Below are 23,287 nucleotides of genomic sequence, written 5' to 3' on the forward strand. Positions count from 1 at the left end.
GCGGCGATCAGCGCGTAGGCGCGCAGCCCGTCAGCCACCCTGGACCACCACCCGGCGGGTCGCCACGGCCTGGAGCACCCGGCCCCCCGCCAGCAGCACCAGCGCCCAGCCGGCCTGGAAGGCGTACGCCTCCGCCAATCGCGCGCCGGTCCGCCGCTCCAGGAAGACATCGGCCGGCACCTGGAGCGCCGATGACCAGGGCAGTGCCCGGGCCACCTCACCGAGCGTGCCCGGAAAGACGGTGAGCGGCAGCAGCATCCCGGAGAAGAAGAGGCCGGACAGCCAGGCCACCTGGACCACCCCGGCCCCGTCCAGCAGCCAGAAGGCGCTGAGCGCCACCAGATAGCCGATGGCGAAGTTGACCAGCACCCCGAGCGCCACCGAGAGCAGGAACGCCGCCCAGGTGAGCGGGTTCCGGGGCAGCGCCAGCTCGAAGGCGAGCGAGCCGACCGCCATCGGCACCACGCCCCGGGCCAGCAGCTGGAAGGCGGCCCGGCCGTAGACCGCCGCGAGCCACCAGAGCTGGAGGTCGGCGGGGCGGTAGAGATCGACCGCGATGTCGCCGGTCTTGATCCGCTCGATCAGCTCCTCCTCGAAGCTGCTGCCCATCAGTCCGGTGGTGGCCAGCAGCGCCTGGCCGATCCAGACGTAGGTGAGCGCCTCGGACATGTCGTAGCCGCCGAGATGGGGACGTTCGTCCCAGAGGGCGACATAGGTGTACGCCAGGATGAAGCCGAAGACGGTGTTGGTGAACATCCCCGCCACGGTGGCCATCCGGTAGGTGGCGTGCCGCCGGAAGCCGCCCGCCGCCACGGCCGCGTAGAGCCACATCACCGCATCGTCGCCCTTTCCCTGGTCATGGGCGGCCCCTGGTCATGGGCGGCCCCTGGTCATGGGCGGCCCCTGCTCATCGGTGGCCTCTCCGACGGCCGGCCGGCCCCGGTCCGGCAAAGCCGCCGAGCGTAGCCGGGCCGGGCCGACCGCGCGACCGCTTTTCGGGCCCGGTGGGGGCGTCGTGGGCTGCGGCGGAAGCGCGTGGGGATGCGCGGAGGCAATGGGAGCGCCCGGGGAGCGTGAAGAGTGCGGACCGCGCGTGGGGGCGAGCCGGGCCGAGCGGGGTCGGACCCGGCCGGGTTCGGGCGGGGCCGGGATGCGCCGTTGCCGGGGACACGGCGGAGTGCGGTGCAGTATGGGGCCTGATGTGCGAATCATCCCTTTTGTTACTGATTGGGGCGGAGAACATGCGCGACAAGTCCTCCCGGCCCGGCTGGGATCCACGCGATCCGACGCCGGACGGGGCGCCCTCCGGCTCCGCCCCGCGCCGCACCCGCCGCCAGGAGCGCCGTGCGGAGCGGAAGGCGAGGCGGCGGCAGCGGCGGACCGGCTGGCGGCGGCTGCTGCCGACCTGGCGGATGGTGCTCGGGGCCCTGTTCCTGGGAGTGCTGCTGGTGGCCGGGGGGTTCGTCGCCGGCTACCACCTGGTCGGGATCCCGCCCGCCAACGCCGCCGCCACCGCCCAGTCCAATGTGTACCTCTACCGCGACGGCACCCCCATCGCCCAGTCCGGGGCGGTCAACCGGGAGAACGTGCCGCTGGCCGAGATCCCGGCGGCCGTCCGGCACGCGGTGCTCGCCGCCGAGGACCGGGACTTCTACACCACGCCGGCCGTCGACCCGGGAGCGATGGCGCGCGCCGCCTGGAACACCGTCACCGGGAAGGGCACCCAGGGCGGTTCCACCATCACCCAGCAGTACGTCAAGAACTACTACCTGGGCCAGGAGCGGACCCTCACCCGCAAGGTGAAGGAGTTCTTCATCGCCCTGAAGCTCGGCCGGGAGAAGTCCAAGGACGAGATCTTCGAGGGGTACCTGAACACCAGTTACTACGGGCGCAACGCGTACGGCATCCAGGCCGCCGCCCGCGCCTACTACGGCACCGACGTCCAGCGGCTGGGCGAACAGACCACCGGACGGGACACGGGCGGCCGGGCCACCGGACGGGACACGGCCGGGCAGGCCGCCGGGCGGGAGGTGGACGGGCAGGCCGCCGGGCGGGGCGCGTATCTCGCCTCGCTGCTCAACGCCCCCAGCGCGTACGACATCGTGGCGCATCCGCAGAACCGCCCCCGGGCGCTGGCCCGCTGGAACTACGTGCTGGACGCCATGGTCAAGGAGCAGTGGCTGGAGCCGGCCGAACGCGCCGCCACCCGCTTCCCGGCGCCCGGCAAGGCGGTGCCCGCGGACAGTCTCTCCGGTCAGCGCGGCTATCTGCTGGGCGCCGTCGAGGACTACCTCACCGGCGAGGGCCTCGTGGACGAGCGGACCCTGGCGGCCGGCGGCTACCGGATCACGACCACCCTGGACCGCGTGAAGCAGGAGTCGCTGGTCAGGGCGGTGACCCAGCAGGTGACCGACCGGCTCGACGCCACGAGCGCGGCGGACCGGAACGTCCGGGTCGGCGCCGCCTCGGTGGAGCCGGCGACCGGGCGGGTGGTGGCGCTGTACGGCGGGGTCGACTACACCCGGCAGTACGTCAACAACGCGACCCGCCGCGACTACCAGGTCGGCTCCACCTTCAAGCCGTTCGTCTTCGCCGCCGCCGTGGACTCCGGGGCCGCCACCCGGGGCGGCGAGCCGATCACCCCCAACACGGTGTACGACGGGACCAACAAGCGCCCGGTGCAGGGCTGGAGCGGCACCCCGTACGCCCCGGCCAACGAGGACGGCCGGAGCTACGGACCGATCACCGTACGGGAGGCCACCGACAAGTCGGTGAATGCGGTCTACGCCCAGCTCGCCGTGGACGTCGGACCGGCGCGGGCCCGGTCCACCGCCGTGGCGCTCGGTCTCCCCGCCACCACCCCGGATCTCACCGCGACCCCCTCGGTGGCGCTGGGCACGGCGACGGCGAGCGTGCTGGACATGGCGGAGGCGTACGCGACCCTCGCCAACCACGGGCGACACGGCCGGTACACGCTGGTGGAGAAGGTCGAGAAGGACGGCTCGGTACGGGCGCTGACCGGCCGGGCGGAGCGGCAGGCGGTCAGCAGGCAGGCGGCCGACACCACCACCTCCATGCTCCAGAGCGTGGTCCAGGCCGGCACCGGCACCGCGGCGCGGTCGGCCGGGCGGCCCGCCGCGGGCAAGACCGGTACGGCCGAGGAGGACCGGGCCGCCTGGTTCGCCGGCTACACGCCCGACCTGGCCACGGTGGTGGCGGTGCTGGGGCAGGACCCGAAGACGGGTGCCCAGCGGCCGCTGTACGGGGCGCTGGGCGCCGCCCGGATCAACGGCGGCGGCGAACCCGCGCGGATCTGGGGCCAGTACACCCGGGACGCGCTGGCGGGGAGCCCGGTACGCCACTTCGACCTGGTCCTGGCCGAGGGCGCCGGCCCGGCGGAGGAGCCGCACCCCCGGTCCTCCCCCGGCGCCACCGACTCGCCCGTCCCGGACGGTGACCGGCAGCCGGGCGACGGGCAGCGGAGCCGTACCCCCGGCCCCGGGCGCCCGGAGGACGGCGGCGGCGCCCCCACGGCGCCGGGCGACGGTCAGGTGCCGGGCCCGGACACCGGCCGGGAGCAGCCCGCGCCCGACCCGGACGGCGGCACCGGCACCACCACCGGTGTCCCGGGCGACATCGGCGGGGGCGGGCACCAGGATCCGGATGCGGGCGACACGGGCGCCGGGGACACCGGGCCGGGCATGGGCCCGGGCGCCGGTCCCGGCGGGACGGCCACCGGTGGCCCGGCCGGGACGTACCGGCCTCCCGGGACGCACGGCGGTACGGGTTCCGGGGCGGCACTGCCCGCCGGGACCCGACCGGCCGTCGCACGACCGGCCGGGAGCGCGGCCGGCCCCGGGGAGACCGCTCCGGCCGGTGGCACCGGGCCGGCCGACGGTGGCCCCCCGGCCCGGGACAGCGCTCCGGCCGAGGCCGTCGATGCGATCGGGGACATCCTCCGGGCCGGGGCAGCCGCCCTCGGGAGATGACACCGGGCGGTCCCGGGGCCCGGGCGGGGGCGGCCGGGTCGGTGCCCCGCCGCGGCACCGGGGGCCGGAGCGGGCGCCGCGGTGGTGTGCGGGGACGGGTGGTGTGCGGGGACGGCCGGATCAGTGCCCCGAGGTGGCCTTGAGGCCCACCACCGCGACCAGCAGCAGACAGACGAAGAAGATCCGGGCGGCCGTCGCGGGCTCCCCCAGGGCGACCATGCCGACCACCGCCGCCCCGGCCGCGCCGATGCCGACCCAGACGCCGTAGGCCGTACCGATCGGCAGCGTACGGGCGGCGTACGACAGCAGCAGCATGCTCGCCACGATCCCGGCGCCCGTGCCCACGCTCGGCCAGAGCCGGGTGAACCCGTCGGTGAACTTCATCCCCACCGACCAGGCCACCTCCAGCAGACCGGCGGCTATCAGCAGAACCCACGCCATGACGGCACCTCCAGAACACGGGACACGGAGACATACGGTGTGCGTCGTCTTTGCGTGACCCGGTACGGCGCGTCTCGTCGGGGTCCGGCCAGGGTACCCGCCCCCGGTGACACCGGGACGGCGGCGGCCCGCCCCCGGCGGCGGCCCGGGAGCCGAAACGCCGGAAGCGGGGAAGGGGCCCGGGGGCATCCGGGGCGGCGGCCCCGACGGGCCAGAGGGAGTCAGAGGGGGCAGAGGTATCAGAGGTAGAGGCCGGTGGAGTCCTCCGAGCCCTCGAACCGGTCGGCCGCCACCGCGTGCAGATCGCGCTCGCGCATCAGGACGTAGGCGACGCCCCGCACCTCGACCTCGGCGAGGTCCTCGGGGTCGTACAGCACCCGGTCACCGGGCTCCACGGTCCGTACGTTCTGCCCGACCGCGACCACCTCGGCCCAGGCCAGCCGGCGGCCGACGGCGGCGGTCGCCGGGATCAGGATGCCGCCGCCCGAGCGGCGTTCCCCCTCGGGGATGTCGTTGCGGACCAGAACCCGGTCGTGCAGCATCCGGATGGGCAGCTTGTCGTGGGTGTTCTCGCTCACGCCGGAAATTTACCCGCCCCCGCGCCGCTCCGGGGAAGCCGGGGCGGGGCCGGGCGCCCGGCGCACCGGCGCCGGGGCCGGGCCGGGGCCGGGGCCGGGGCGGGGCCGGTCGTCGCACCCGGCGCTCGCACCCGGCGCTCGCACCCGGCCGGCGCGAGCGGCTCAGCGCTTGCGCTTGCGGCCGGCGGTCCTGATCGCGGCCGCCTTGGACTTCTCGGTCTTGCGGCCGGTGGTGACGAGCAGGCCGACCACGCCGACCGCCAGCAGGGCCACCGGCAGCACCCGGTCCAGCCGGGGGGCGCCGTCCTCGTCGGTGAAGCGCGACTTCGCACTGGTCACCGCGCGGTTCACGGCGACGAAGGCGCGGCCGGCGGTGTGGTCCACGGTCGAGGCGACCTTGGCCTTGGCGTCTCCGATGATCGTGCTGGGGTGGAGCCGTACGCCGATCTCGTCGAGCGTGACGGCGAGCTGCTCGCGCCGGCGGACGATGTCCGCCTCGATCTGCGCAGGGGTCCTGGCGTCCGACACCGCGCTGCCTCCGTGATCTGGTCCGGTCATGTCTGCGCACAGTCTGTCAGCTCGATGGCCCGGGGACTGTCCGAGACCCCCATTAGGCTCGGGGGAACCCGGAGAATGCCCGCCCCGGCGGCTCCGGGAAGCATCCGGCCCGGCGGATCCGGGGAGCACCCGCCCGGCCCGGCGCCGGGAGCCCCACGGAACGTCCGCCGTGCCGTCCCCCGGCACGTCCCAGAATTCGGAGAGCCCATGAGCGAGCGACTGCAGCCCGGCGACACCGCCCCCGCCTTCACCCTGCCCGACGCGGACGGCAAGGACGTCTCGCTCGCGGATCACCGGGGCCGCAAGGTCATCGTCTACTTCTACCCGGCCGCACTGACACCCGGCTGCACCAAGCAGGCGTGCGACTTCACCGACAACCTGGAGCTGCTGGCGGGCGCCGGGTACGAGGTGATCGGGGTGTCGCCGGACAAGCCGGAGAAGCTGGCGAAGTTCCGGGAGCAGGAGAACCTGAGGGTGACGCTGGTCGGCGACCCGTCCAAGGCGGTGCTGGAGGCGTACGGCGCCTTCGGCGAGAAGAAGCTGTACGGGAAGACGGTGACCGGCGTCATCCGCTCCACCGTCGTCGTGGACGAGGAGGGCAAGGTCGAGCGGGCGCTCTACAACGTCAAGGCCACCGGCCATGTCGCCAAGATCATCAAGGACCTGGGCATCTGAACCCGGGCCCCGCGTCCGGCCGCTCGGCTGTCCGGCCTTCCGGTCGGACGGCTGTCCGGGCATCCGGGCATCCGGGCGTCCGGCTGCCCGTCCGTCCGGCTGCCCGGTTCCGTCTGTTCGGCCGTCTTGGTGCGTGTGACACGTGTGCCCCATGTGACACAGGACACGAATGTGACCGAGGTCCCACTTGCCGGGGCCCCGGTTTGTCGCCACGGCGACTGAGCAGAAGCGCCCCTTGGAATCCGGGCGGACAGGCCCAGGACCCCAGGGAAAGGAAACGCGTCTCATGGCGGCCACCGGGCAGGAGCAGCAGCAGACCGCCGATCCGGCGGCGGTCAGACGGCACCCCGGACTCTTCCGGGCGATCCACCGGCGCAAGAACCCGAAGCTGCGGCGGACGGACATCACCGTCACGGACGAGGCGGCGGTCAAGCGGGCCGTGAAGGCGGCGGCACTCGGCAATGCCATGGAGTGGTTCGACTTCGGGATCTACAGCTACCTCGCCGTCACCATCGGCCATGTCTTCTTCCCCTCCGGGAACGACACGGCGCAGCTGCTCTCCTCCTTCGCGACCTTCGCCGTGGCCTTCCTGGTCCGCCCGCTGGGCGGTGTGGTGTTCGGCCCGATGGGTGACAAGGTGGGCCGCAAGAAGGTGCTCGCGCTCACCATGATCCTCATGGCGGTCGGCACCTTCGCGATCGGGCTGATCCCCTCGTACGCCTCCATCGGCTACTGGGCGCCGGCGCTGCTGATCTTCTTCCGGCTGGTGCAGGGCTTCTCGACCGGCGGTGAGTACGGCGGCGCCTCGACGTTCATCGCGGAGTACGCCCCCGACAAGCGGCGCGGATTCTTCGCGAGCTTCCTGGAGTTCGGCACCCTGGGCGGCTATGTGGGCGCCGCCGGTCTGGTGACCGTGCTCACCGCCTGGCTGGGTGACGACACCATGGAGTCCTGGGGCTGGCGGCTGCCGTTCCTGGTGGCCGGGCCGCTGGGTCTGGTCGGCCTCTATCTGCGGATGCGGCTGGACGAGACGCCCGCCTTCCAGAAGCTGGAGTCCGAGGGCGCGGCCGAGGCGGCCGACTCGGTGGAGACCACGGCCAAGGGCGATCTGACGAGGATCTTCCGCGACTACTGGCGGACCCTGGTGCTGTGCATCGCCCTGGTGGGCGCGTACAACGTCAATGTCTATCTGGTGCTGACCTACCTCCCGACCTATCTCTCCGACGAGCTGGGCTACAGCGCCACCCATGGGCTGCTGGTGTTGCTCGTGGTGATGGTCGTCCTGATGGCGATCATCAATCAGGTCGGCAGGCTCAACGACCGGTTCGGCCGGAAGCCGCTGCTGATGGCGGGCATGCTCGGCTTCCTCTTCCTGTCGGTGCCGGCCTTCCTGCTGATCGGGATCGACGGCTTCGTGCCCATCACCTGCGGCGCGCTGCTGCTCGGGCTGTCGCTGGTCTGCCTGCTGGCCACCATGTCGGCGGCGCTGCCCGCGCTCTTCCCGACCCAGGTGCGGTACGGCTCCCTCTCGGTCGGCTACAACATCTCGACCTCGCTCTTCGGCGGTACGGCTCCGCTGGTGGTCACCGCGCTGATCAGCGTGACCGGCACCCGGCTGATGCCCGCCTACTACTCGATGGGGGCGGCGCTGATCGGGGTCGTCACGGTGCTCTGCATGAAGGAGACGGCCCGGCAGCCGCTGGCGGGCTCGCCGCCGTCGGTCGGCACCCCGGAGGAGGCGGCCGAGCTGGTGCAGGCGCAGACCGCCGAGCCGAAGTTCTGAGCGAGGTCGTCCCGGGCGGGAAAGCGCTGCGCGGGAAAGTGCGCTGAGCGGGAAACGGCAGGGGCGGTCCGGCGGCTCGGGGCGCCCACTACGATGGGGACGCGCGCGGCCGTGGTGGAACTGGCAGTCACGCTGGGTTTAGGTCCCAGTGGGGTAACACCCGTGAGGGTTCGAGTCCCTCCGGCCGCACCACGCGATACGAGGAGGGCCGCCCCCGGTGACCGGGGGCGGCCCTCCTCGCGTACGTCCACCGGCGTGTGGCGCCGGTCCGTCGGTCGGCGGGTGATCAGCCGGCCAGCACCTCGCGGAGGACCGGGACCAGGGCGCGGAACGCCTGGCCCCGGTGGCTGATGGCGTTCTTCTCGGCCGCGCTCAGCTCGGCGCAGGTCCGGGTCTCGCCCTCGGGCTGGAGGATCGGGTCGTAGCCGAAGCCGCCGGTGCCGGCCGGGGCGGTGCGCAGGGTGCCGCGCAGCCGGCCCTCCACCACCCGCTCGGTGCCGTCCGGCAGCGCGAGGGCGGCCGCGCAGGCGAAGTGCGCGGCGCGGTGCTCGGGGGCGATGTCGCCCAGCTGGGCGAGCAGCAGCTCCAGGTTGGCCGGGTCGTCGCCATGGGTGCCGGACCAGCGGGCCGAGAAGATGCCGGGTGCCCCGCCGAGCACGTCGACGCAGAGCCCGGAGTCGTCGGCGACGGCGGGCAGCCCGGTGGCTTGGGCCAGGGCGTGCGCCTTGAGCAGGGCGTTCTCCGCGAAGGTGACCCCGGTCTCCTTGACGTCCGGGATCTCGGGATAGGCGTCCGCGCCGACGAGTTCATGGTCGAGCCCGGCGTCGGCCAGGATGGCGCGCAGTTCGGTGATCTTTCCGGCGTTGCGGGTGGCGAGAATCAGGCGGGTCATGATCCCCAGTATCCCGGGCACGCGCGACCGCGCCCCGCCCGGGTGCGGACACGCACGGGCCCCGCCCGGGTGCGGACACGCGCGGGCCCCGCCCGGGTGCGGACACGCGCGGGCCCCGCCCGGGTGCGGACACGCGTGGGCCCCCGGAGCACGGTGGCCCCGCCTGACCCGGACGGGCCGGGGGCGCTACGGGGCGCAGACCTTGGTGATCTCGGCGGCGGCGCCGGTGACCCCGGAGATGTCGGGGGTCGTGTCCCCCTGGTCGGCGGCGGTGCGGACGTTGGTGACGGCCGTCCGGAGGTCCTCCACCGCCTTGGCGAGATCGGCGTCCCCGGTGCTGTTCTTGAGGGTGTTCAGCTCCTGGTCGATGTCATCGAGCGACTGAGCCAGTCGGGTCGGGTCGTCGGTGGCGGTGGAGACGGCCGTGGAGAGCCGGTCGACGCTGGTGGCGATGGCGTCGGCGGTCTTGACGCAGTCCATCGCCCGGTCGAGCGTCGCGCAGCCGGCGGTCCCGCCCAGGGCGAGCACGGCGGTGACGGCGACGAGGGTGGCGGCGGTACGGCGGGCACGGCGGCGCATGACGGGGTCCTCCCGGTCCGGACGGGCGGACGCCCCGTGGGCACGCGCGTCCGTACCGGTGCAGACGCCCCCGGGCCCCGGGTGGTTGCCGCGCCGGAGGGCCGTACCCGGCGCCGGGCCGGGACGGCCCTACCGGCCGCGGGGCCTCCGGGCGGCCCGTCCGGCGCCTCGCCCCCGACCGCCCCCGGCCGGGTGTTCCGGCCACCCCCGCCCGGGTGCCTCCGCTACAGCGTCCCTTCCAGGGCCTCCCGCTGGAGGGCGGCCAGGTCGGCGCAGCCGCCGGTGGCGAGGTCGAGCAGGGCGTTGAGCTCCTTGCGGTCGAAGGGCTCGGCCTCGGCGGTGCCCTGGACCTCCACGAAGCGGCCGTCACCGGTGCAGACGACGTTCATGTCGGTCTCGGCGCGCACGTCCTCCTCGTAGCAGAGGTCGAGCAGCGGGGTGCCGTCCACGATGCCGACCGAGACGGCGGAGACGGTGCCGGTGAGCGGCTTGCGGCCGGCCTTGACCAGCTTGTTGCGCTGGGCCCAGGCGACCGCGTCGGCCAGCGCGACATAGGCGCCGGTGATGGCGGCGGTACGGGTGCCGCCGTCGGCCTGGAGGACGTCGCAGTCGAGCACGACGGTGTTCTCACCGAGGGCCTTGAAGTCGATGACCGCGCGGAGCGAGCGGCCGATGAGGCGGGAGATCTCGTGCGTACGGCCGCCGATCTTGCCGCGCACGGACTCGCGGTCGCCGCGGGTGTTGGTGGAGCGGGGCAGCATCGAGTACTCGCCGGTGACCCAGCCCTCGCCGCTGCCCTTGCGCCAGCGCGGCACGCCCTCGGTGACGGAGGCGGTGCAGAAGACCTTGGTGTCGCCGAAGGAGATGAGGACGGAGCCCTCGGCGTGCTTGCTCCATCCGCGTTCGATGGTGACCGGGCGGAGCTGTTCGGGGGTGCGGCCGTCGATTCGAGACATGGGAGGAGCCTAATGGGCGTACGCGGAGCCCCGGGCCGGCCGGCGGTCGGCCCGGGGCTCCCCGGGGGTGGCTCACCTCAGCTGACGCGAGCTCACATCATGTCTTCGATGTCGGCCGCGATGGGGTCGGCGTCGGTGCCGATGACGACCTGGATGGCGGTACCCATCTTGACGACGCCGTGGGCGCCGGCGGCCTTCAGGGCGGCCTCGTCGACCAGCTCAGGGTTGACGACCTCGGTGCGCAGGCGGGTGATGCAGCCCTCGACCTCTTCGATGTTGTCGATGCCACCGAGCCCGGCGACGATCTTCTCAGCCTTGCTGGCCATGTGTGTCTCCCTGTTCCTGAAGCAGTTCCGCACGGGGCTGCCGCCCACCGCGCCGCCCGCCCGGGTGCGTGCCCCGCGCGAGCACGGGGCGGGCAGGGCACCACGAGCCGGGTCCGCGATGTCACGGTAGCTCACGGTTGGCCCAGCTGTACGAGCGCGGTACGGCTCCGTCCCGAAGGATGGCGATCACCGGTTCCCCGCCCGACGGCCGGGTTTCCGGGAGCGTACCGCAAGTGGTCTACACCAGTACGTCCGGGACGACCGGACGAGGCCCGCACGACCGGCGGCGCCCGCACGACGTGCGGCACCCGAACGACTGACGAAGCCCGAACGACTGACGGAGGCCGCCGATGAGCACCGAGGGAGCGGCAGCGCCGGGCAGGTCGCGCCGGAGCGGGATCTTCCAGGGTCTCCAGAAGGCCGGCCGGAGCCTCCAGCTCCCGGTGGCGGTGCTGCCGGCGGCCGGACTGCTGGTCAGCCTCGGCAATCTCTTCGCCGCGTATCTGCACGGACCCTTCTGGGACCGGACGTCCAAGGTGCTGATGACCGGCGGCACGGCGATCCTGGACGGGGCGTTCGGGCTGCCGCTGCTCTTCTGCATCGGGATGGCGATCGGCTTCGCCAAGAAGGCGGACGGCTCCACCGCGCTGGCGGCGGTGGTCGGCTTCCTCGTCTACCACAACGTGCTGACCGCGTTTCCGCGCGCCGGCACGGTGACGGCCGACGTCCCGGAGGGCGTACCGCAGAACCCCGGGGTGCTGGGCGGCATTCTGATCGGGCTGCTGACGGCGGTGGTCTGGCAGCGCTACCACCGGACCAGGCTGGTGGACTGGCTGGGCTTCTTCAACGGCCGCCGGCTGGTGCCGATCCAGATGGCGTTCCTCTGCGTGGTTCTCGGGGTGCTCTTCGGACTGCTCTGGGAGCCGGTGGGCGACGCGCTGACCTGGTTCGCCAAGCAGTTGATCGAGCTGGGCGCCTGGGGCACCGGCATCTTCGGACTGGCCAACCGGCTGCTGATCCCGATCGGCATGCACCAGTTCCTGAACACGTTCTTCTGGTTCCAGGCGGGCGAGTACACCAAGGCGGACGGCACGGTGGCGCAGGGCGACCTGACCCGGTTCTTCGCCGGGGACCCGACGGCCGGGCAGTTCATGTCCGGGTTCTTCCCGATCATGATGTTCGGCCTTCCGGCCGCCGCGCTGGCCATCGCGCACTGCGCCCGGCGCGAGCGGCGCAAGGAGGTGACCGGGCTGATGGTCTCGGTCGCCCTCACCTCCTTCGTCACCGGGGTCACCGAACCACTGGAGTTCTCCTTCATGTTCGCGGCGCCGCTGCTCTACGGACTGCACGCGGTCCTGACCGGCGCCTCCATGGCGATCACCTGGGCGCTCGGGGTGCACGCGGGCTTCAGCTTCTCGGGCGGGCTGATCGACTACGTGGTCAACTGGCACCTGGACACCCGGCCCTGGCTGATCATTCCGATCGGCCTCTGCTTCGCCGTCGTCTACTACACGCTCTTCCGGCTGCTGATCACCCGGCTGGACCTCCCCACCCCGGGACGCGAGCCGGCCGAGGAATCGACGGCTACCGAGCGCGACGCGACCAAACCGTGACCTGATCCCCGGACACGGACGAGTGCGGCTCCGCCGGCCCCACTTGCCCGGGACAGACCAACACATACAGCGGGAAGAGGCTCCCGGACCGCTCGGTCCGGGAGCCTCTTCATATGTTCATTCATGATCACGGAGCGTCCACAATGCGTGGATGCGAGGTCACGAATTTGAAGGTTCCTTATCTATAGCCCACCATGCTAAAACTGGTCTACACCACACATTGGTGTAGACCACATGGCCACGCCATGTTTCCTGAGACGCCGCCGTCCCCCGCTTTCCTTCCCTGTCCCCGGGCGGCGCCTTGCCCACTGGAGGAAGTGTTATGAGTACGGCCACCGCTCCGGCGGCGCCCACGAAGAAGTGGAGCCACGGGCTGCTTCAGGGTCTGCAGAAGGTGGGGCGCAGCCTTCAGCTGCCCGTCGCGGTCCTGCCGGCCGCCGGCATCATGGTCCGCCTCGGCGCCGACGACGTCTTCGGCAAGGACGGACTGGGCTGGGACAAGGTCGCCGCCGTCTTCGCCAACTCCGGCAGCGCCATCCTCGGCAACCTGCCGCTGCTGTTCTGCATAGGCGTGGCGATCGGCTTCGCCAAGAAGGCGGACGGCTCCACCGCGCTGGCCGCCCTCGTCGGCTTCCTCGTCTACAACAAGGTGCTGGAGGCGTTCCCGGTCGCCGAGGCCGTCATCAAGGCGGGCGAGGACGACCCCGCCAAGTACAACAACCCCGGGGTGCTCGGCGGCATCATCATGGGTCTGCTCGCCGCGGTGCTGTGGCAGCGGTACTACCGGACCAAGCTGGTGGACTGGCTCGGCTTCTTCAACGGCCGCCGGCTGGTGCCGATCATCATGGCCTTCGTCGGCCTGGTCGTGGGCGTCTTCTTCGGTCTGGTCTGGGAGCCGATCGGTGAGGTCATCAGCGACTTCGGTACGTGGATGACCGGTCTCGGCTCTGTCGGCGCCGGACTCTTCGGCGGTATCAACCGGGCGCTGATCCCGGTCGGCATGCACCAGTTCGTCAACACCGTCGCCTGGTTCCAGATCGGTGACTTCACCAACGCCGCCGGCGAGGTCGTGCACGGTGACATCACCCGCTTCCTGAACGGCGACCCGTCCGCCGGTATGTTCCAGGCCGGCTTCTTCCCGATCATGATGTTCGGTCTGCCGGCCGCCGCGCTGGCCATCGCGCACACCGCCCGCCCGGAGCGCCGCAAGGCCGTGATGGGCATGATGATCTCGCTGGCCCTGACCTCGTTCGTCACCGGTGTGACCGAGCCGATCGAGTTCTCCTTCATGTTCATCGCGCCGCTGCTGTACGTGCTGCACGCGATCCTGACCGCGATCTCGATGGGGCTGACCTGGGGCCTGGGCGTCCACGCGGGCTTCAACTTCTCGGGTGGTCTGATCGACTACCTGCTCAACTGGAACCTCGCCACCAAGCCGTGGATGATCATTCCGATCGGCCTGGTCTTCGCGGCGATCTACTACACGGTCTTCCGCTTCGCCATCGTCAAGTTCGACCTGCCGACCCCGGGCCGGGAGCCCGAGGAGGAGGTCGAGGACCTCACCAAGGCGTGAGCCCGGGCGGCGCCGCCGCCTGAGAGCACCGGGCCCCGGACCCGTACGTACGTCCCGTACGACGGTTCCGGGGCCTTCGCCGTGTCCTGGTCGCCGTACCCGGGGCGGCATGCCCCCGGGCACCGTGCCGCCGGGCGCCGGGCACCGAGCGGGGGGGCTCAGAGCTGGTAGACCGCGCCCGGGCGGGCCAGTTCCACCGGGCCGTCGAAGACGGCGCGGGCATCGGCGAGATTGCGCTCGCCGTCGGTCCAGGGCGGGATGTGGGTGAGCACCAGCCGGCGGGCCCGGGCCCGGGCGGCGTGGATACCGGCCTCCCGGCCGTTGAGGTGCAGCCCCGGGATGTCCTCCTTGCCGTGGGTGAAGGACGCCTCGCAGAGGAAGAGGCCGGTCGAGTCGGCCAGCGCGTCCAGCGCGTCGCAGACCCCGGTGTCGCCGGAGTAGGTGAGCGAGCCGCCGCCGTGCTCGATCCGGATGCCGTACGCCTCGACCGGGTGCTCCACGGGAGCGGTACGCACCCGGAACGGGCCGATCTCGAAGGCGTCCGGGCCGGGGGTGAGGGTCCGGAAGTCGAAGACCTCGCTCATCGCCTTCTCGGACGGGACGTCGTCGTACGCCGTGGTCAGCCGCTGCTCGGCACCCTCGGGCGCGTACACCGGGAGCGCGGGGGCGCGGCCGCCGTCGTGGCGGTAGTACCGCGCGACGAAGTAGCCGCACATGTCGATGCAGTGGTCGGCGTGGAGATGGCTCAGGAAGATCGCGTCGAGGTCGTACAGACCGCAGTGGCGCTGCAGCTCGCCCAGGGCGCCGTTGCCCATGTCGAGGAGCAGCCGGAAGCCGTCGGCTTCTACGAGGTAGCTCGAACAGGCCGATTCCGCGGACGGGAACGACCCCGAGCAGCCGACGACGGTGAGCTTCATGGAGCGTGAACCTCCGAGGAAGGAAGCCGTGAAGGCGCTGGCAGGGGAGGTCGTGCGATCCGTCGAGCGTACGGTGCGTGAGCGCCCGTCGCTCCTCCACAGTGGCGCGTTGTGAAGGAACTCACCTGCGCTGTCACCGGTTCGGGGGGCGCGCGGGTGTTGTGTAGCGTCCGGCGCATGGACACGTTCTGGTGGTGGGCGCTCGGCGCCGTGGTACTGCTCGCGTTCCTGGTGACCCTCGTCGACGGCCTCGGGCGCGGCGGCCGGCCACCGGCCCGGAGGCGCCGGCCGGCCGGGCGCACCCGGCCGCCGGGCCGCCCGGCCGGGACCGGGACGGCGCGCGGGACCGGCGCGCGCCCCCGGCCGGGCGAGATCTGGTGGGCGCTGGTCCCGTACGAGGACGGCCCGGGCGGCAAGGACCGGCCCTGTCTGGTGCTGGCGGTGCGGGGCGGCCGGGCCTGCGTCGTCAAGATCACCAGCAAGCACCACGACGGGCGCCCGGGGGTCATCGCCCTTCCGCCCGGAGCGGTCGGCGACGCCCGGGAGCGGCCGAGCTTCCTGGAGACGGACGAGCTCAGGGACGTACCGCTCGGGGACTTCCGCCGCCGCGCAGGCACCGCGGGCCCGGAGGTCTGGGAGCGGGTCCGCCACCTGTCCCGCTGATCCGCCGCCTGTCCCCCCGACGGCACGCGGACCCGCGTCGCACCCGCGGGCGGGCGGGACCGGCCATCCGGGCCCGGCGGACGCCGGACCGGAGGCCGGCCGGGTCGCGGGGCGGCCCTCGGGCAGCCGGGAGCCGGCCGGGTCCGTGCCCGTGCCCGTAAGCGGGTGGACCGGCGCCACGGGCCCGGGCGGTACGGGCGCGAGCCGGACCGGCGCGGGATGGCCGGGGCGGGGTGACCGGCGCGGGGTGGCCAGCCCCCGGAGACAGCCCCGGACGGGCCCGCGCCGACCCACGGGCGGGGCCCGGCCGACTGGGCCGGCCCCGAGAACAGACCCGGCCGGCCGCACGGCGGGGGCCCGCCCGGTCCTGCGGCATGGCGGCACGGCCCGCCCCGGGACCGGGCCCCGCTGCGGGCCCGCCCCAGAACCAGGTCCAGCCGGAACCTGGTCCAGCGGGCCCTGCGGGATCAGCCCCCGGAGCCGGCCGCCCGGGACCGGACACCGGGAGCGGCCGCACGGCACGAGGTCATGCCCGGAACCGGTCGTACGGGTCGGTCCGGAACCGACCGGGCGGCGACGGCCCGGACCGATCCGGCGGGGTCGGACCGGTTCCCGGCCCACCCCAGAACCTGGAGCCCGGCCGGCCGGGGTCGGCTCCCGGGCCGACCCGGCGGGCGGGTCAGGCCCAGAGCTGGCCGTGCAGGGCCTTGACGGCCTCCTCGGTGGTGGCGGCCGTGTAGACGCCGGTGGAGAGGTACTTCCAGCCGCCGTCCGCCACCACGAACACGATGTCGGCGCTCTCCCCCGCCTTCACCGCCTTCTTCCCGACGCCGATCGCGGCGTGCAGCGCGGCGCCGGTCGAGACGCCCGCGAAGATGCCCTCCTGCTGGAGCAGCTCCCGGGTACGGGCCACCGCGTCGGCCGAGCCCACCGAGAACCGGCCGGTCAGCACGGAGGCGTCGTACAGCTCCGGCACGAAGCCCTCGTCCAGGTTGCGCAGCCCGTAGACCAGGTCGTCGTAGCGCGGCTCGGCGGCCACGATCCGCACCCCGGGCCGGTGTTCGCGCAGATAGCGTCCGACGCCCATCAGGGTGCCGGTGGTGCCGAGCCCGGCCACGAAGTGGGTGATCGTGGGCAGGTCGGCGAGGATCTCCGGGCCGGTGGTGGCGTAGTGGGCGCCCGCGTTGTCCGGGTTGCCGTACTGGTAGAGCATCACCCAGGACGGATTCTCGGCGGCCAGCTCCTTGGCCACCCGGACGGCGGTGTTGGAGCCGCCCGCCGCCGGGGACGGAATGATCTCCGCGCCCCACATGGCGAGCAGCTCCCGCCGCTCCCGAGAGGTGTTCTCGGGCATCACGCAGACCATCCGGTAGCCCTTGAGCTTCGCGGCCATCGCCAGCGAGATGCCGGTGTTGCCGCTGGTGGGCTCCAGGATGGTGCACCCGGGGGTGAGCCGGCCGTCCCGCTCGGCCCGCTCGATCATATGGAGCGCGGGGCGGTCCTTGACCGAACCGGTCGGGTTGCGGTCCTCCAGCTTGGCCCAGACGCGCACCTCGGCCGAGGGCGACAGGCGCGGCAGGCGGACCAGCGGGGTGTCGCCGACCGCGGCGAGCGGGCTCTCGTAACGCATGCGCGCCGCTCAGCGCATTCCGCCGGCCACGGCCGGAAGGATGGTGACGCTGTCGCCGTCGGAGAGCTTGGTGGAGATGCCGTCCAGGAAGCGGACGTCCTCGTCGTTGAGGTAGACGTTGACGAACCGGCGGAGCTGGTCGCCGTCGACGATCCGCTCCCGGATGCCGGTGTGCCGGGTCTCCAGGTCGGCGAAGAGCTCGGCGAGCGTCTCCCCGCTGCCCTCGACGGCCTTGGCGCCGTCGGTGTAGGTGCGGAGGATGGTCGGGATGCGGACCTCGATGGCCATGGCGTGGGCTCCTGTCGGGCGGGAGGCGGGACGGACGGTCGGGTGACGGTCGGTCGGAGGTGCGGGACGGCGGGGTGCGGGGCGGGTGCGGGACGGCGGTGCGTGCGGCGCCCGCCGACCGGGCCGGCGCACTGATGTGCGGGGCGTACGGTACGCGCGGGCGCCCGGTCGGTGCCCGGTGGGCCGGAACGGCCGGCGGCGGGTCGCACCGGGCCCGGACGGCGGTCCCGGGGTGCGGGACCCGGGGCGTCAGGCGGCGCCGCGCGGTGGACAGAGCGCGGCGGCCAGCCGGCAGAGGTCCACATGGAGCCGCGCGACGAGCAGCACGCCGCCCGGCGCCTCTTCGTCCATCTCCGGCACGTCCGGTGAAACCATGCGGTCATCGTAACGATTCCCGGTCCGCGATCCGGCCCCCGATCTCGGATACCGGGACGGCCTCGACCGCGATCCGGACAAAGGGAGGCCGCGACCGGTCGAGGAAGGGCGGAGGGGCCGTGGACGGCGGGACCGCGGCCGGCGGGACCACGGACGGCGGGCGCGCGCCGGAGGGATCAGCGGGATCAGTACGCCTCCACGACGTGTATCTCCTCCTCGGTGACGACCCCGTCCACGATCCGGTACGAGCGGAACTGGAACGGTCCGGCGTCGTCGGCGTCGGCGGTGGAGACCAGGACGTAGTGGGCGCCGGGCTCGTTGGCGTAGCCGACATCGGTACGGGACGGGTACGCCTCGGTGGCGGTGTGCGAGTGGTAGATGACGACCGGTTCCTCGTCCCGGTCGTCCAGCTCGCGGTAGAGCTTCAGCAGATCCGCCGAGTCGAACTCGTAGAAGGTGGGCGACCGGGCCGCGTTGAGCATCGGGACGAAGCGCTCCGGGCGGTCCGAGCCGGCCGGCCCCGCCACGACGCCGCACGCCTCGTCCGGATGGTCGGCGCGGGCGTGCGCCACGATCTGGTCGTACAGGACCCGGGTGATGGTCAGCATGCGGATCAGGATAAGCAGACGGGCCCATCCGTACCGAGGAGTGGTACGGATGGGCCCGCATGCCGGACAGCGGGGCGGTCGCGCCCGTCGCGCCCGTCGCCGTCAGCGCTTGAAGGCGGCGCCCTCCGGGTTGCGCTTCTTCAGGACCAGGTAGGAGACGCCCATGATCAGCGCCCAGAGCGGGGCGCAGTAGAGCGAGACCCGGGCGTCCTGGTCGATGCCCATCATCACGATCACCATGAAGATGAAGAGCAGGGCGAACCAGCTGGTGTACGGGGCGCCGGGGGCCTTGAACTCCGACTGCGGCAGCTCGCCCCGGTCGGCCTTGGCGCGGTACCGGATCTGGGCGACCAGGATCATGATCCAGGCCCACATGCCGGAGATGGTGGCGAAGGAGACGACCTTGTTGAAGGCGTCACCGGGCCACTGGTAGTTGATCCAGACGCCGACCAGCATCAGCGCGGCGGAGACCGTGGTGCCGATGAGCGGGGTGCCGGACTTGGTCAGCTTGGTGAACGCCTTGGGGCCCTGGCCGTTGAGCGCCAGGTCGCGCAGCATCCGGCCGGTGGAGTACATGCCGGAGTTGCAGGAGGAGAGCGCGGCGGTGAGCACCACGAAGTTCACGATCGCGGCGCCGACGCCGAGGCCCATCTTCTCGAAGGCCGCGACGAACGGCGAGACGCCGGGCTGGAACTCGGTCCACGGCACCACGGAGAGGATCATGATCAGGGCGCCGACGTAGAAGACCGCGATCCGCCAGGGCACGGTGTTGATCGCCTTGGGCAGCGTGGTCTTGGGGTCCTTGGACTCGCCCGCGGTGACACCGACCAGCTCGACCGCGAGGAAGGCGAACATCACGATCTGAAGGGTCATCAGCGTGCCGCCGATGCCCTTGGGGAAGAAGCCGCCCTCGGACCAGAGCATGGTCACCGAGGCGGTGTCACCGGCGTCGGAGAAGCCGATGGTGAGGATGCCGGCGCAGATCAGGATCATGCCGATGATGGCGGTGACCTTGACCATGGAGAACCAGAACTCCAGCTCACCAAAGAGCTTCACGGAGATCAGGTTGGCGGCGTACAGGATGACCGTGAAGACCAGTGCCGAGACCCACTGCGGAATGTCCCACCAGTACGTCATGTAGGTGGCGGCCGCGGTGACCTCGGTGATGCCGGTGACGACCCAGAAGAGCCAGTACGTCCAGCCGGTGACGAAGCCGGCGAACGGGCCGATGAACTCGCGGGCGTACTCCGAGAAGGAGCCGGAGACCGGGCGGTACATGAGCAGCTCGCCCAGCGCCCGCATGATGAAGAAGATGACCAGGCCCGCGATGGCATAGGCCAGGATGAGGCTCGGGCCGGCCTTGGAGATGGCCTTGCCCGCGCCGAGGAAGAGCCCGGTGCCGATGGCTCCGCCGATCGCGATCATCTGGATCTGGCGGGCCCCGAGACCTCGCTGATACCCCTCGCCCTCGCCGGACGCGGTTTCCGCGGCCCCACTGCCGTCGTGCTCTGAGTCGACCTGCACTGAGGTCATGGTGATGCGCCTTTCTCCACGCTGATCCGCGTCGCGCGCAGCTCTGCGCGGAACAGCGGATCAGGTCCTGATCCCCCCGGATATGGATGGAGTGCCACCGGCGGTCTGCCGGCCCCAGCGCACCCGGCTGACAGGGGTGGCGTCACCGGGCGGTCGTGAAGATGTATCACGCTCGCAACACTGATCGAAGGGCAAGGATGTGACGCACCACACAAGGAAAAGCGGACAGAAGGTGCGCTATCCCCACACAATGGGGCTTCCTGGTAATCCGATCGTTATACGGATTTGAGTGTCCGCTGAGCGAACACCCGATCACCGCGCGTACCGCCCTTCACGGCGACCCGGGAGCACACCGCAGTCGCTCCGGCGGTGCCTGCCGGGGTCGCTTCGGCAGCGCCCGCCGGGGTCGCTCCGGCGGCGTTCGCGGACTCACCCGGCGGCATCCGCCCGGGCCGCTCCGCCGGCATCCACCGGGGTCCCTCCCGCAGCAGGCCCGGGGTGCTCCGGCTGACCCCACCGGGGCCGCCGGGGTCAGCCCAGCAGCGTCTCGACCAGGGTCTCCTGGAGCGCGCCCAGCCAGAGGTACGCCATCACCATCGGCTTGCGCGGATCGGAGTCGGGCAGCCGGTAGAGCTCCTCGCCGCCGTCCTCGTCGCTGACCTCCAGCCGGGTGCCGATGGTCAGCCGCAGGTCGTTGAGCGCGCCCAGCCAGCGGCGGGAGTCGTCCCGGGTGAGCTCCAGGACCGCGCCGGCGCCGTCCACCACGGCCAGCGCGTCGAGGTTCCGCACCACCGCGAGCGCGTCCTCGCGCTTCCGGGTGCGCAGATCGTTCTCGGTGAAGCGGCGGAACTCGGCCGAGGCGGCGCGCAGCTCCTCGTCCGCGTTGCTGTACGCGTCCGGGAAGAGCCGGGCCAGCGCCGGGTCGGACGGCGGCTCGCTGGGGCCGTCGCGGAAGAGCGCCGCCAGCGGGTCCTCACCCTTGGCCGGCTCGTCGCCGGGACCGATCAGTTCGAGGAGCTGCACGGCGAGCGACCGGAGGATCGCGATCTCGACCTCGTCCAGCGGCACACGCGCGCCGCCACCGGGCACGGGCTCGAAGTGGCCGCTCATCCGTTGCGGTCCTGGGAGAGCGTGGCCCAGAGCCCGTAGCCGTGCATCGCCTGCACGTCCCGCTCCATCTCCTCGCGGGTGCCGCTGGAGACGACCGCCCTGCCCTTGTGGTGCACGTCGAGCATCAGCTTGTGCGCCTTGTCCTTGGAGTAGCCGAAGTACGCCTGGAAGACGTAGGTGACATAGCTCATGAGGTTGACCGGGTCGTTGTGCACGATCGTCACCCACGGAACGTCGGGCTCCACGACGGCGAAACCCTCGGGGGCGGACTCGGTGCGTTCGATCTCTGTGGGAGCAACACTCACTCGGTCCATGCTGCCACTTGGGCCCCCGCACCGCACAAACGGCCCCCTCTCCGACCCCCGCCCGACCAGGCCGCCGAGCCGGCCGGGACCCGGCGCGGAGCCCGGCACCGGGCTCGCCGGACCCGCCCCGGACCGAGAAATCGTCAACTTGACGAAATTAGGGGTAGCATCTGCGCCATGAACGCTGTGGATCTCGGGCTGCCGGTGGACGTGCCGTCGACCGCGCTCTTCACCGACCAGTACGAACTGACCATGCTGCGGGCCGCGCTGCGCGGCGGGACGGCCGACCGGCGCTCGGTCTTCGAGGTCTTCACCCGCCGGCTGCCCGAGGGGCGGCGGTACGGCGTGGTGGCCGGCACCGGACGGGTCCTGGACGCCGTCGAGAACTTCCGCTTCGACCAGGGCGTCCTGGAGTGGCTGCGGGAGCGCGAGATCGCGGACCCGGAGACCCTGGACTGGCTGGCCGGCTACCGCTTCCGGGGTGACGTCTGGGGCTACCCGGAGGGCGAGGTGTACTTCCCCGGCTCCCCGGTGCTCCGGGTCGAGGGCTCCTTCGCGGAGTGCGTGCTCCTGGAGACCGTGGTCCTGTCGATCCTGAACCATGACTCGGCCATCGCGGCCGCCGCCTCCCGGATGTCGTCGGCGGCGGGCGGCCGGCGGCTGATCGAGATGGGCGCCCGGCGCACCCATGAGCTGGCCGCGGTGGCCTCGGCCCGGGCCGCGTACGTGGGCGGTTTCGACTCCACCTCCGACCTGGCGGCGGGCTTCCGCTACCACATCCCGACCGTCGGCACCTCCGCCCATGCCTTCACGCTGCTCCACGACACCGAGCGGGACGCCTTCCGGGCCCAGGTGGACTCGCTGGGCCGGGGAACGACCCTGCTGGTCGACACCTACGACGTGGCCGAGGCGGTGCGGGCCGCCGTGGAGATCGCGGGCCCGGAGCTGGGCGCGGTCCGCATCGACTCCGGCGACCTGCTGCTGGTCGCCCACCGGGTGCGGCAGCAACTGGACGAGCTGGGGGCGCGGGACACCCGGATCGTGGTGACCTCGGACCTGGACGAGTACGCCATCGCCTCGCTGGCGGCGGCGCCGGTGGACGCGTACGGGGTGGGCACCCAGCTGGTCACCGGCAGCGGCCACCCGACCTGCTCCATGGTCTACAAGCTGGTCGCCCGCGCCGGCTCGGCGGACCAGGACGCCCCGCTGGTCCCGGTCGCCAAGAAGTCCATGGGCGCGAAGTCCTCGCGCGGCGGCCGCAAGTGGGCGGCCCGCCGGCTGGACGCGTACGGGGTCGCCGAAGCCGAGGTCGTCGGCACCGGCCCGGTACCGGAGGAACTGGCCGACCGCGGGCTGCTGGTCCAGCTGGTCAAGAACGGCGAGGTGGTCGGCCGGGAGCCGCTGGAGGCCGCCCGCGACCGCCATATCGCCGCCCGGGCCGCCCTGCCCATGTCGGCCCTCCAGCTCTCGCGCGGCGAGCCGGTGATCCCGACCGAGTACGTCTGAGGAGCCGCCGAGGAGCCCCGCCGGGGCGGGAACGGGACGGGAACGAGTACGCCCCGGCCCGGCCCAGGGGGACAGCAGGGGCTTACACCACCGGGCCGGGAAGCCGTACGGCCATCGGGTGGCCGCACGCCCGCCCGACCGGGGGCGCACGGGCACCCGGGGGCGCACGACACGGACGCTCCGGGCCGTCCGCCGGGGCGCACACCGGTCGCGCCGCCCCCGGTACGGGCCCGGGGGCGCACGCCCCGGTCCGGGGCGCCTCGGCGGCCCTCTCCCGCTCGGCGTGGCGAGTCTCTAGGCTCGTGCCATCCCCGCCCGGACCGTCATCGCCCCGGAGCCGCCCTCCCCCGAACCCCACCCGCCACCCCGCCGCCTCCCCACGCTCGGTG

23 protein-coding genes, 1 tRNA gene and 1 riboswitch are annotated in these 23,287 nt (G+C 72.6%); of the genes, 8 read left to right on the forward strand and 16 right to left on the reverse strand.

Going from position 1 to position 23,287, the window contains the following annotated elements; translation table 11 throughout:
• Positions 1-30 precede the first annotated feature (30 nt).
• The gene (locus NX801_RS03060; RefSeq protein ID WP_258785153.1) at positions 31-831 is read right to left on the reverse strand and encodes an ABC transporter permease; all 801 of its coding nucleotides are present in this window, start codon (positions 829-831) and stop codon (positions 31-33) included.
• A 410-nt stretch (positions 832-1,241) separates the two neighbouring features.
• Between NX801_RS03060 and NX801_RS03065 the strand changes: the two genes are divergently transcribed.
• A complete protein-coding gene (locus NX801_RS03065; protein ID WP_258785154.1) occupies positions 1,242-3,989 on the forward strand; it encodes a transglycosylase domain-containing protein in 2,748 nt (915 codons plus the stop codon).
• Between the two features lie 120 nt (positions 3,990-4,109).
• Here the strand turns inward: NX801_RS03065 and NX801_RS03070 are convergent, their stop codons facing one another.
• From NX801_RS03070 to NX801_RS03080, 3 genes are all read right to left on the reverse strand, one after another.
• Positions 4,110-4,430: a DMT family transporter gene (locus NX801_RS03070; protein ID WP_258785155.1), complete on the reverse strand. Its 321-nt coding sequence runs from the start codon at positions 4,428-4,430 to the stop codon at positions 4,110-4,112.
• Positions 4,431-4,468: 38 nt separating this feature from the next.
• A riboswitch (guanidine-III (ykkC-III) riboswitch) is annotated at positions 4,469-4,535 on the reverse strand.
• 134 nt (positions 4,536-4,669) lie between these two features.
• Entirely contained in the window at positions 4,670-5,008 is a 339-nt protein-coding gene (locus NX801_RS03075; RefSeq protein ID WP_258785157.1) for a GroES family chaperonin, read from the reverse strand.
• A gap of 162 nt (positions 5,009-5,170) precedes the next feature.
• A complete protein-coding gene (locus NX801_RS03080) occupies positions 5,171-5,536 on the reverse strand; it encodes a DUF3618 domain-containing protein (RefSeq protein WP_258785249.1) in 366 nt (121 codons plus the stop codon).
• Between the two features lie 237 nt (positions 5,537-5,773).
• On the opposite strand from NX801_RS03080, the gene bcp reads away from it, so the two are divergent.
• The 3 genes from bcp to NX801_RS03095 all read left to right on the forward strand — a co-directional run bounded on the left by bcp (position 5,774) and on the right by NX801_RS03095 (position 8,216).
• The gene (gene bcp, locus NX801_RS03085) at positions 5,774-6,241 is read left to right on the forward strand and encodes a thioredoxin-dependent thiol peroxidase (RefSeq protein ID WP_258785158.1); all 468 of its coding nucleotides are present in this window, start codon (positions 5,774-5,776) and stop codon (positions 6,239-6,241) included.
• A gap of 286 nt (positions 6,242-6,527) precedes the next feature.
• The gene (locus NX801_RS03090; RefSeq protein ID WP_258785159.1) at positions 6,528-8,024 is read left to right on the forward strand and encodes an MFS transporter; all 1,497 of its coding nucleotides are present in this window, start codon (positions 6,528-6,530) and stop codon (positions 8,022-8,024) included.
• A gap of 105 nt (positions 8,025-8,129) precedes the next feature.
• Positions 8,130-8,216 (forward strand) — tRNA-Leu (locus NX801_RS03095).
• 94 nt (positions 8,217-8,310) lie between these two features.
• Here NX801_RS03095 and rdgB read toward each other — a convergent pair.
• The 4 genes from rdgB to NX801_RS03115 form a co-directional block, all read right to left on the reverse strand.
• A complete protein-coding gene (rdgB, locus tag NX801_RS03100; RefSeq protein ID WP_258785160.1) occupies positions 8,311-8,916 on the reverse strand; it encodes an RdgB/HAM1 family non-canonical purine NTP pyrophosphatase in 606 nt (201 codons plus the stop codon).
• A 186-nt stretch (positions 8,917-9,102) separates the two neighbouring features.
• Positions 9,103-9,495 (reverse strand): hypothetical protein, encoded by a 393-nt coding sequence (locus tag NX801_RS03105; protein WP_258785161.1) that lies wholly within the window; start codon positions 9,493-9,495, stop codon positions 9,103-9,105.
• A 224-nt stretch (positions 9,496-9,719) separates the two neighbouring features.
• Complete coding sequence (gene rph / locus NX801_RS03110; RefSeq protein WP_258785162.1) at positions 9,720-10,451, reverse strand: ribonuclease PH; 732 nt, start codon at positions 10,449-10,451, stop codon at positions 9,720-9,722.
• A 92-nt stretch (positions 10,452-10,543) separates the two neighbouring features.
• Positions 10,544-10,777: a PTS sugar transporter subunit IIB gene (locus NX801_RS03115; RefSeq protein WP_258785164.1), complete on the reverse strand. Its 234-nt coding sequence runs from the start codon at positions 10,775-10,777 to the stop codon at positions 10,544-10,546.
• 350 nt (positions 10,778-11,127) lie between these two features.
• On the opposite strand from NX801_RS03115, the gene NX801_RS03120 reads away from it, so the two are divergent.
• Positions 11,128-12,390 carry a PTS transporter subunit EIIC gene (locus NX801_RS03120; protein ID WP_258785165.1) on the forward strand — a complete coding sequence of 421 codons (1,263 nt, stop codon included), beginning with the start codon at positions 11,128-11,130 and terminating at the stop codon, positions 12,388-12,390.
• 322 nt (positions 12,391-12,712) lie between these two features.
• Positions 12,713-13,963 carry a PTS transporter subunit EIIC gene (locus NX801_RS03125; protein WP_258785167.1) on the forward strand — a complete coding sequence of 417 codons (1,251 nt, stop codon included), beginning with the start codon at positions 12,713-12,715 and terminating at the stop codon, positions 13,961-13,963.
• Between the two features lie 158 nt (positions 13,964-14,121).
• On the opposite strand, the gene NX801_RS03130 is transcribed toward NX801_RS03125, so the two are convergent.
• Positions 14,122-14,880 (reverse strand): MBL fold metallo-hydrolase, encoded by a 759-nt coding sequence (locus NX801_RS03130; protein ID WP_258785250.1) that lies wholly within the window; start codon positions 14,878-14,880, stop codon positions 14,122-14,124.
• A 177-nt stretch (positions 14,881-15,057) separates the two neighbouring features.
• On the opposite strand from NX801_RS03130, the gene NX801_RS03135 reads away from it, so the two are divergent.
• The gene (locus tag NX801_RS03135; protein ID WP_258785251.1) at positions 15,058-15,543 is read left to right on the forward strand and encodes a type II toxin-antitoxin system PemK/MazF family toxin; all 486 of its coding nucleotides are present in this window, start codon (positions 15,058-15,060) and stop codon (positions 15,541-15,543) included.
• A gap of 679 nt (positions 15,544-16,222) precedes the next feature.
• On the opposite strand, the gene NX801_RS03140 is transcribed toward NX801_RS03135, so the two are convergent.
• The 7 genes from NX801_RS03140 to clpS all read right to left on the reverse strand — a co-directional run bounded on the left by NX801_RS03140 (position 16,223) and on the right by clpS (position 21,401).
• Positions 16,223-17,173: a PLP-dependent cysteine synthase family protein gene (locus NX801_RS03140; protein WP_258785169.1), complete on the reverse strand. Its 951-nt coding sequence runs from the start codon at positions 17,171-17,173 to the stop codon at positions 16,223-16,225.
• 9 nt (positions 17,174-17,182) lie between these two features.
• Complete coding sequence (locus NX801_RS03145) at positions 17,183-17,461, reverse strand: MoaD/ThiS family protein (protein ID WP_258785171.1); 279 nt, start codon at positions 17,459-17,461, stop codon at positions 17,183-17,185.
• Between the two features lie 249 nt (positions 17,462-17,710).
• Positions 17,711-17,836, reverse strand: a complete 126-nt coding sequence (locus NX801_RS03150) for a putative leader peptide (RefSeq protein ID WP_258785173.1) — start codon at positions 17,834-17,836, stop codon at positions 17,711-17,713.
• A gap of 185 nt (positions 17,837-18,021) precedes the next feature.
• Entirely contained in the window at positions 18,022-18,444 is a 423-nt protein-coding gene (locus NX801_RS03155) for a M67 family metallopeptidase (protein WP_258785175.1), read from the reverse strand.
• A 102-nt stretch (positions 18,445-18,546) separates the two neighbouring features.
• Positions 18,547-19,977 carry an amino acid permease gene (locus tag NX801_RS03160; protein ID WP_258785177.1) on the reverse strand — a complete coding sequence of 477 codons (1,431 nt, stop codon included), beginning with the start codon at positions 19,975-19,977 and terminating at the stop codon, positions 18,547-18,549.
• 531 nt (positions 19,978-20,508) lie between these two features.
• The gene (locus NX801_RS03165; protein ID WP_258785179.1) at positions 20,509-21,087 is read right to left on the reverse strand and encodes a DUF2017 domain-containing protein; all 579 of its coding nucleotides are present in this window, start codon (positions 21,085-21,087) and stop codon (positions 20,509-20,511) included.
• Positions 21,084-21,401: an ATP-dependent Clp protease adapter ClpS gene (gene clpS / locus NX801_RS03170; RefSeq protein ID WP_258785182.1), complete on the reverse strand. Its 318-nt coding sequence runs from the start codon at positions 21,399-21,401 to the stop codon at positions 21,084-21,086. The genes NX801_RS03165 and clpS overlap by 4 nt, the downstream gene beginning before the upstream one ends.
• A gap of 168 nt (positions 21,402-21,569) precedes the next feature.
• On the opposite strand from clpS, the gene NX801_RS03175 reads away from it, so the two are divergent.
• Positions 21,570-22,898 carry a nicotinate phosphoribosyltransferase gene (locus NX801_RS03175; RefSeq protein ID WP_258785184.1) on the forward strand — a complete coding sequence of 443 codons (1,329 nt, stop codon included), beginning with the start codon at positions 21,570-21,572 and terminating at the stop codon, positions 22,896-22,898.
• The last annotated feature ends 389 nt before the right edge of the window (positions 22,899-23,287 follow it).

This window comes from Streptomyces pyxinae, assembly GCF_024756275.1.
GTDB classification, from domain to species: Bacteria; Actinomycetota; Actinomycetes; order Streptomycetales; family Streptomycetaceae; genus Streptomyces; species Streptomyces pyxinae.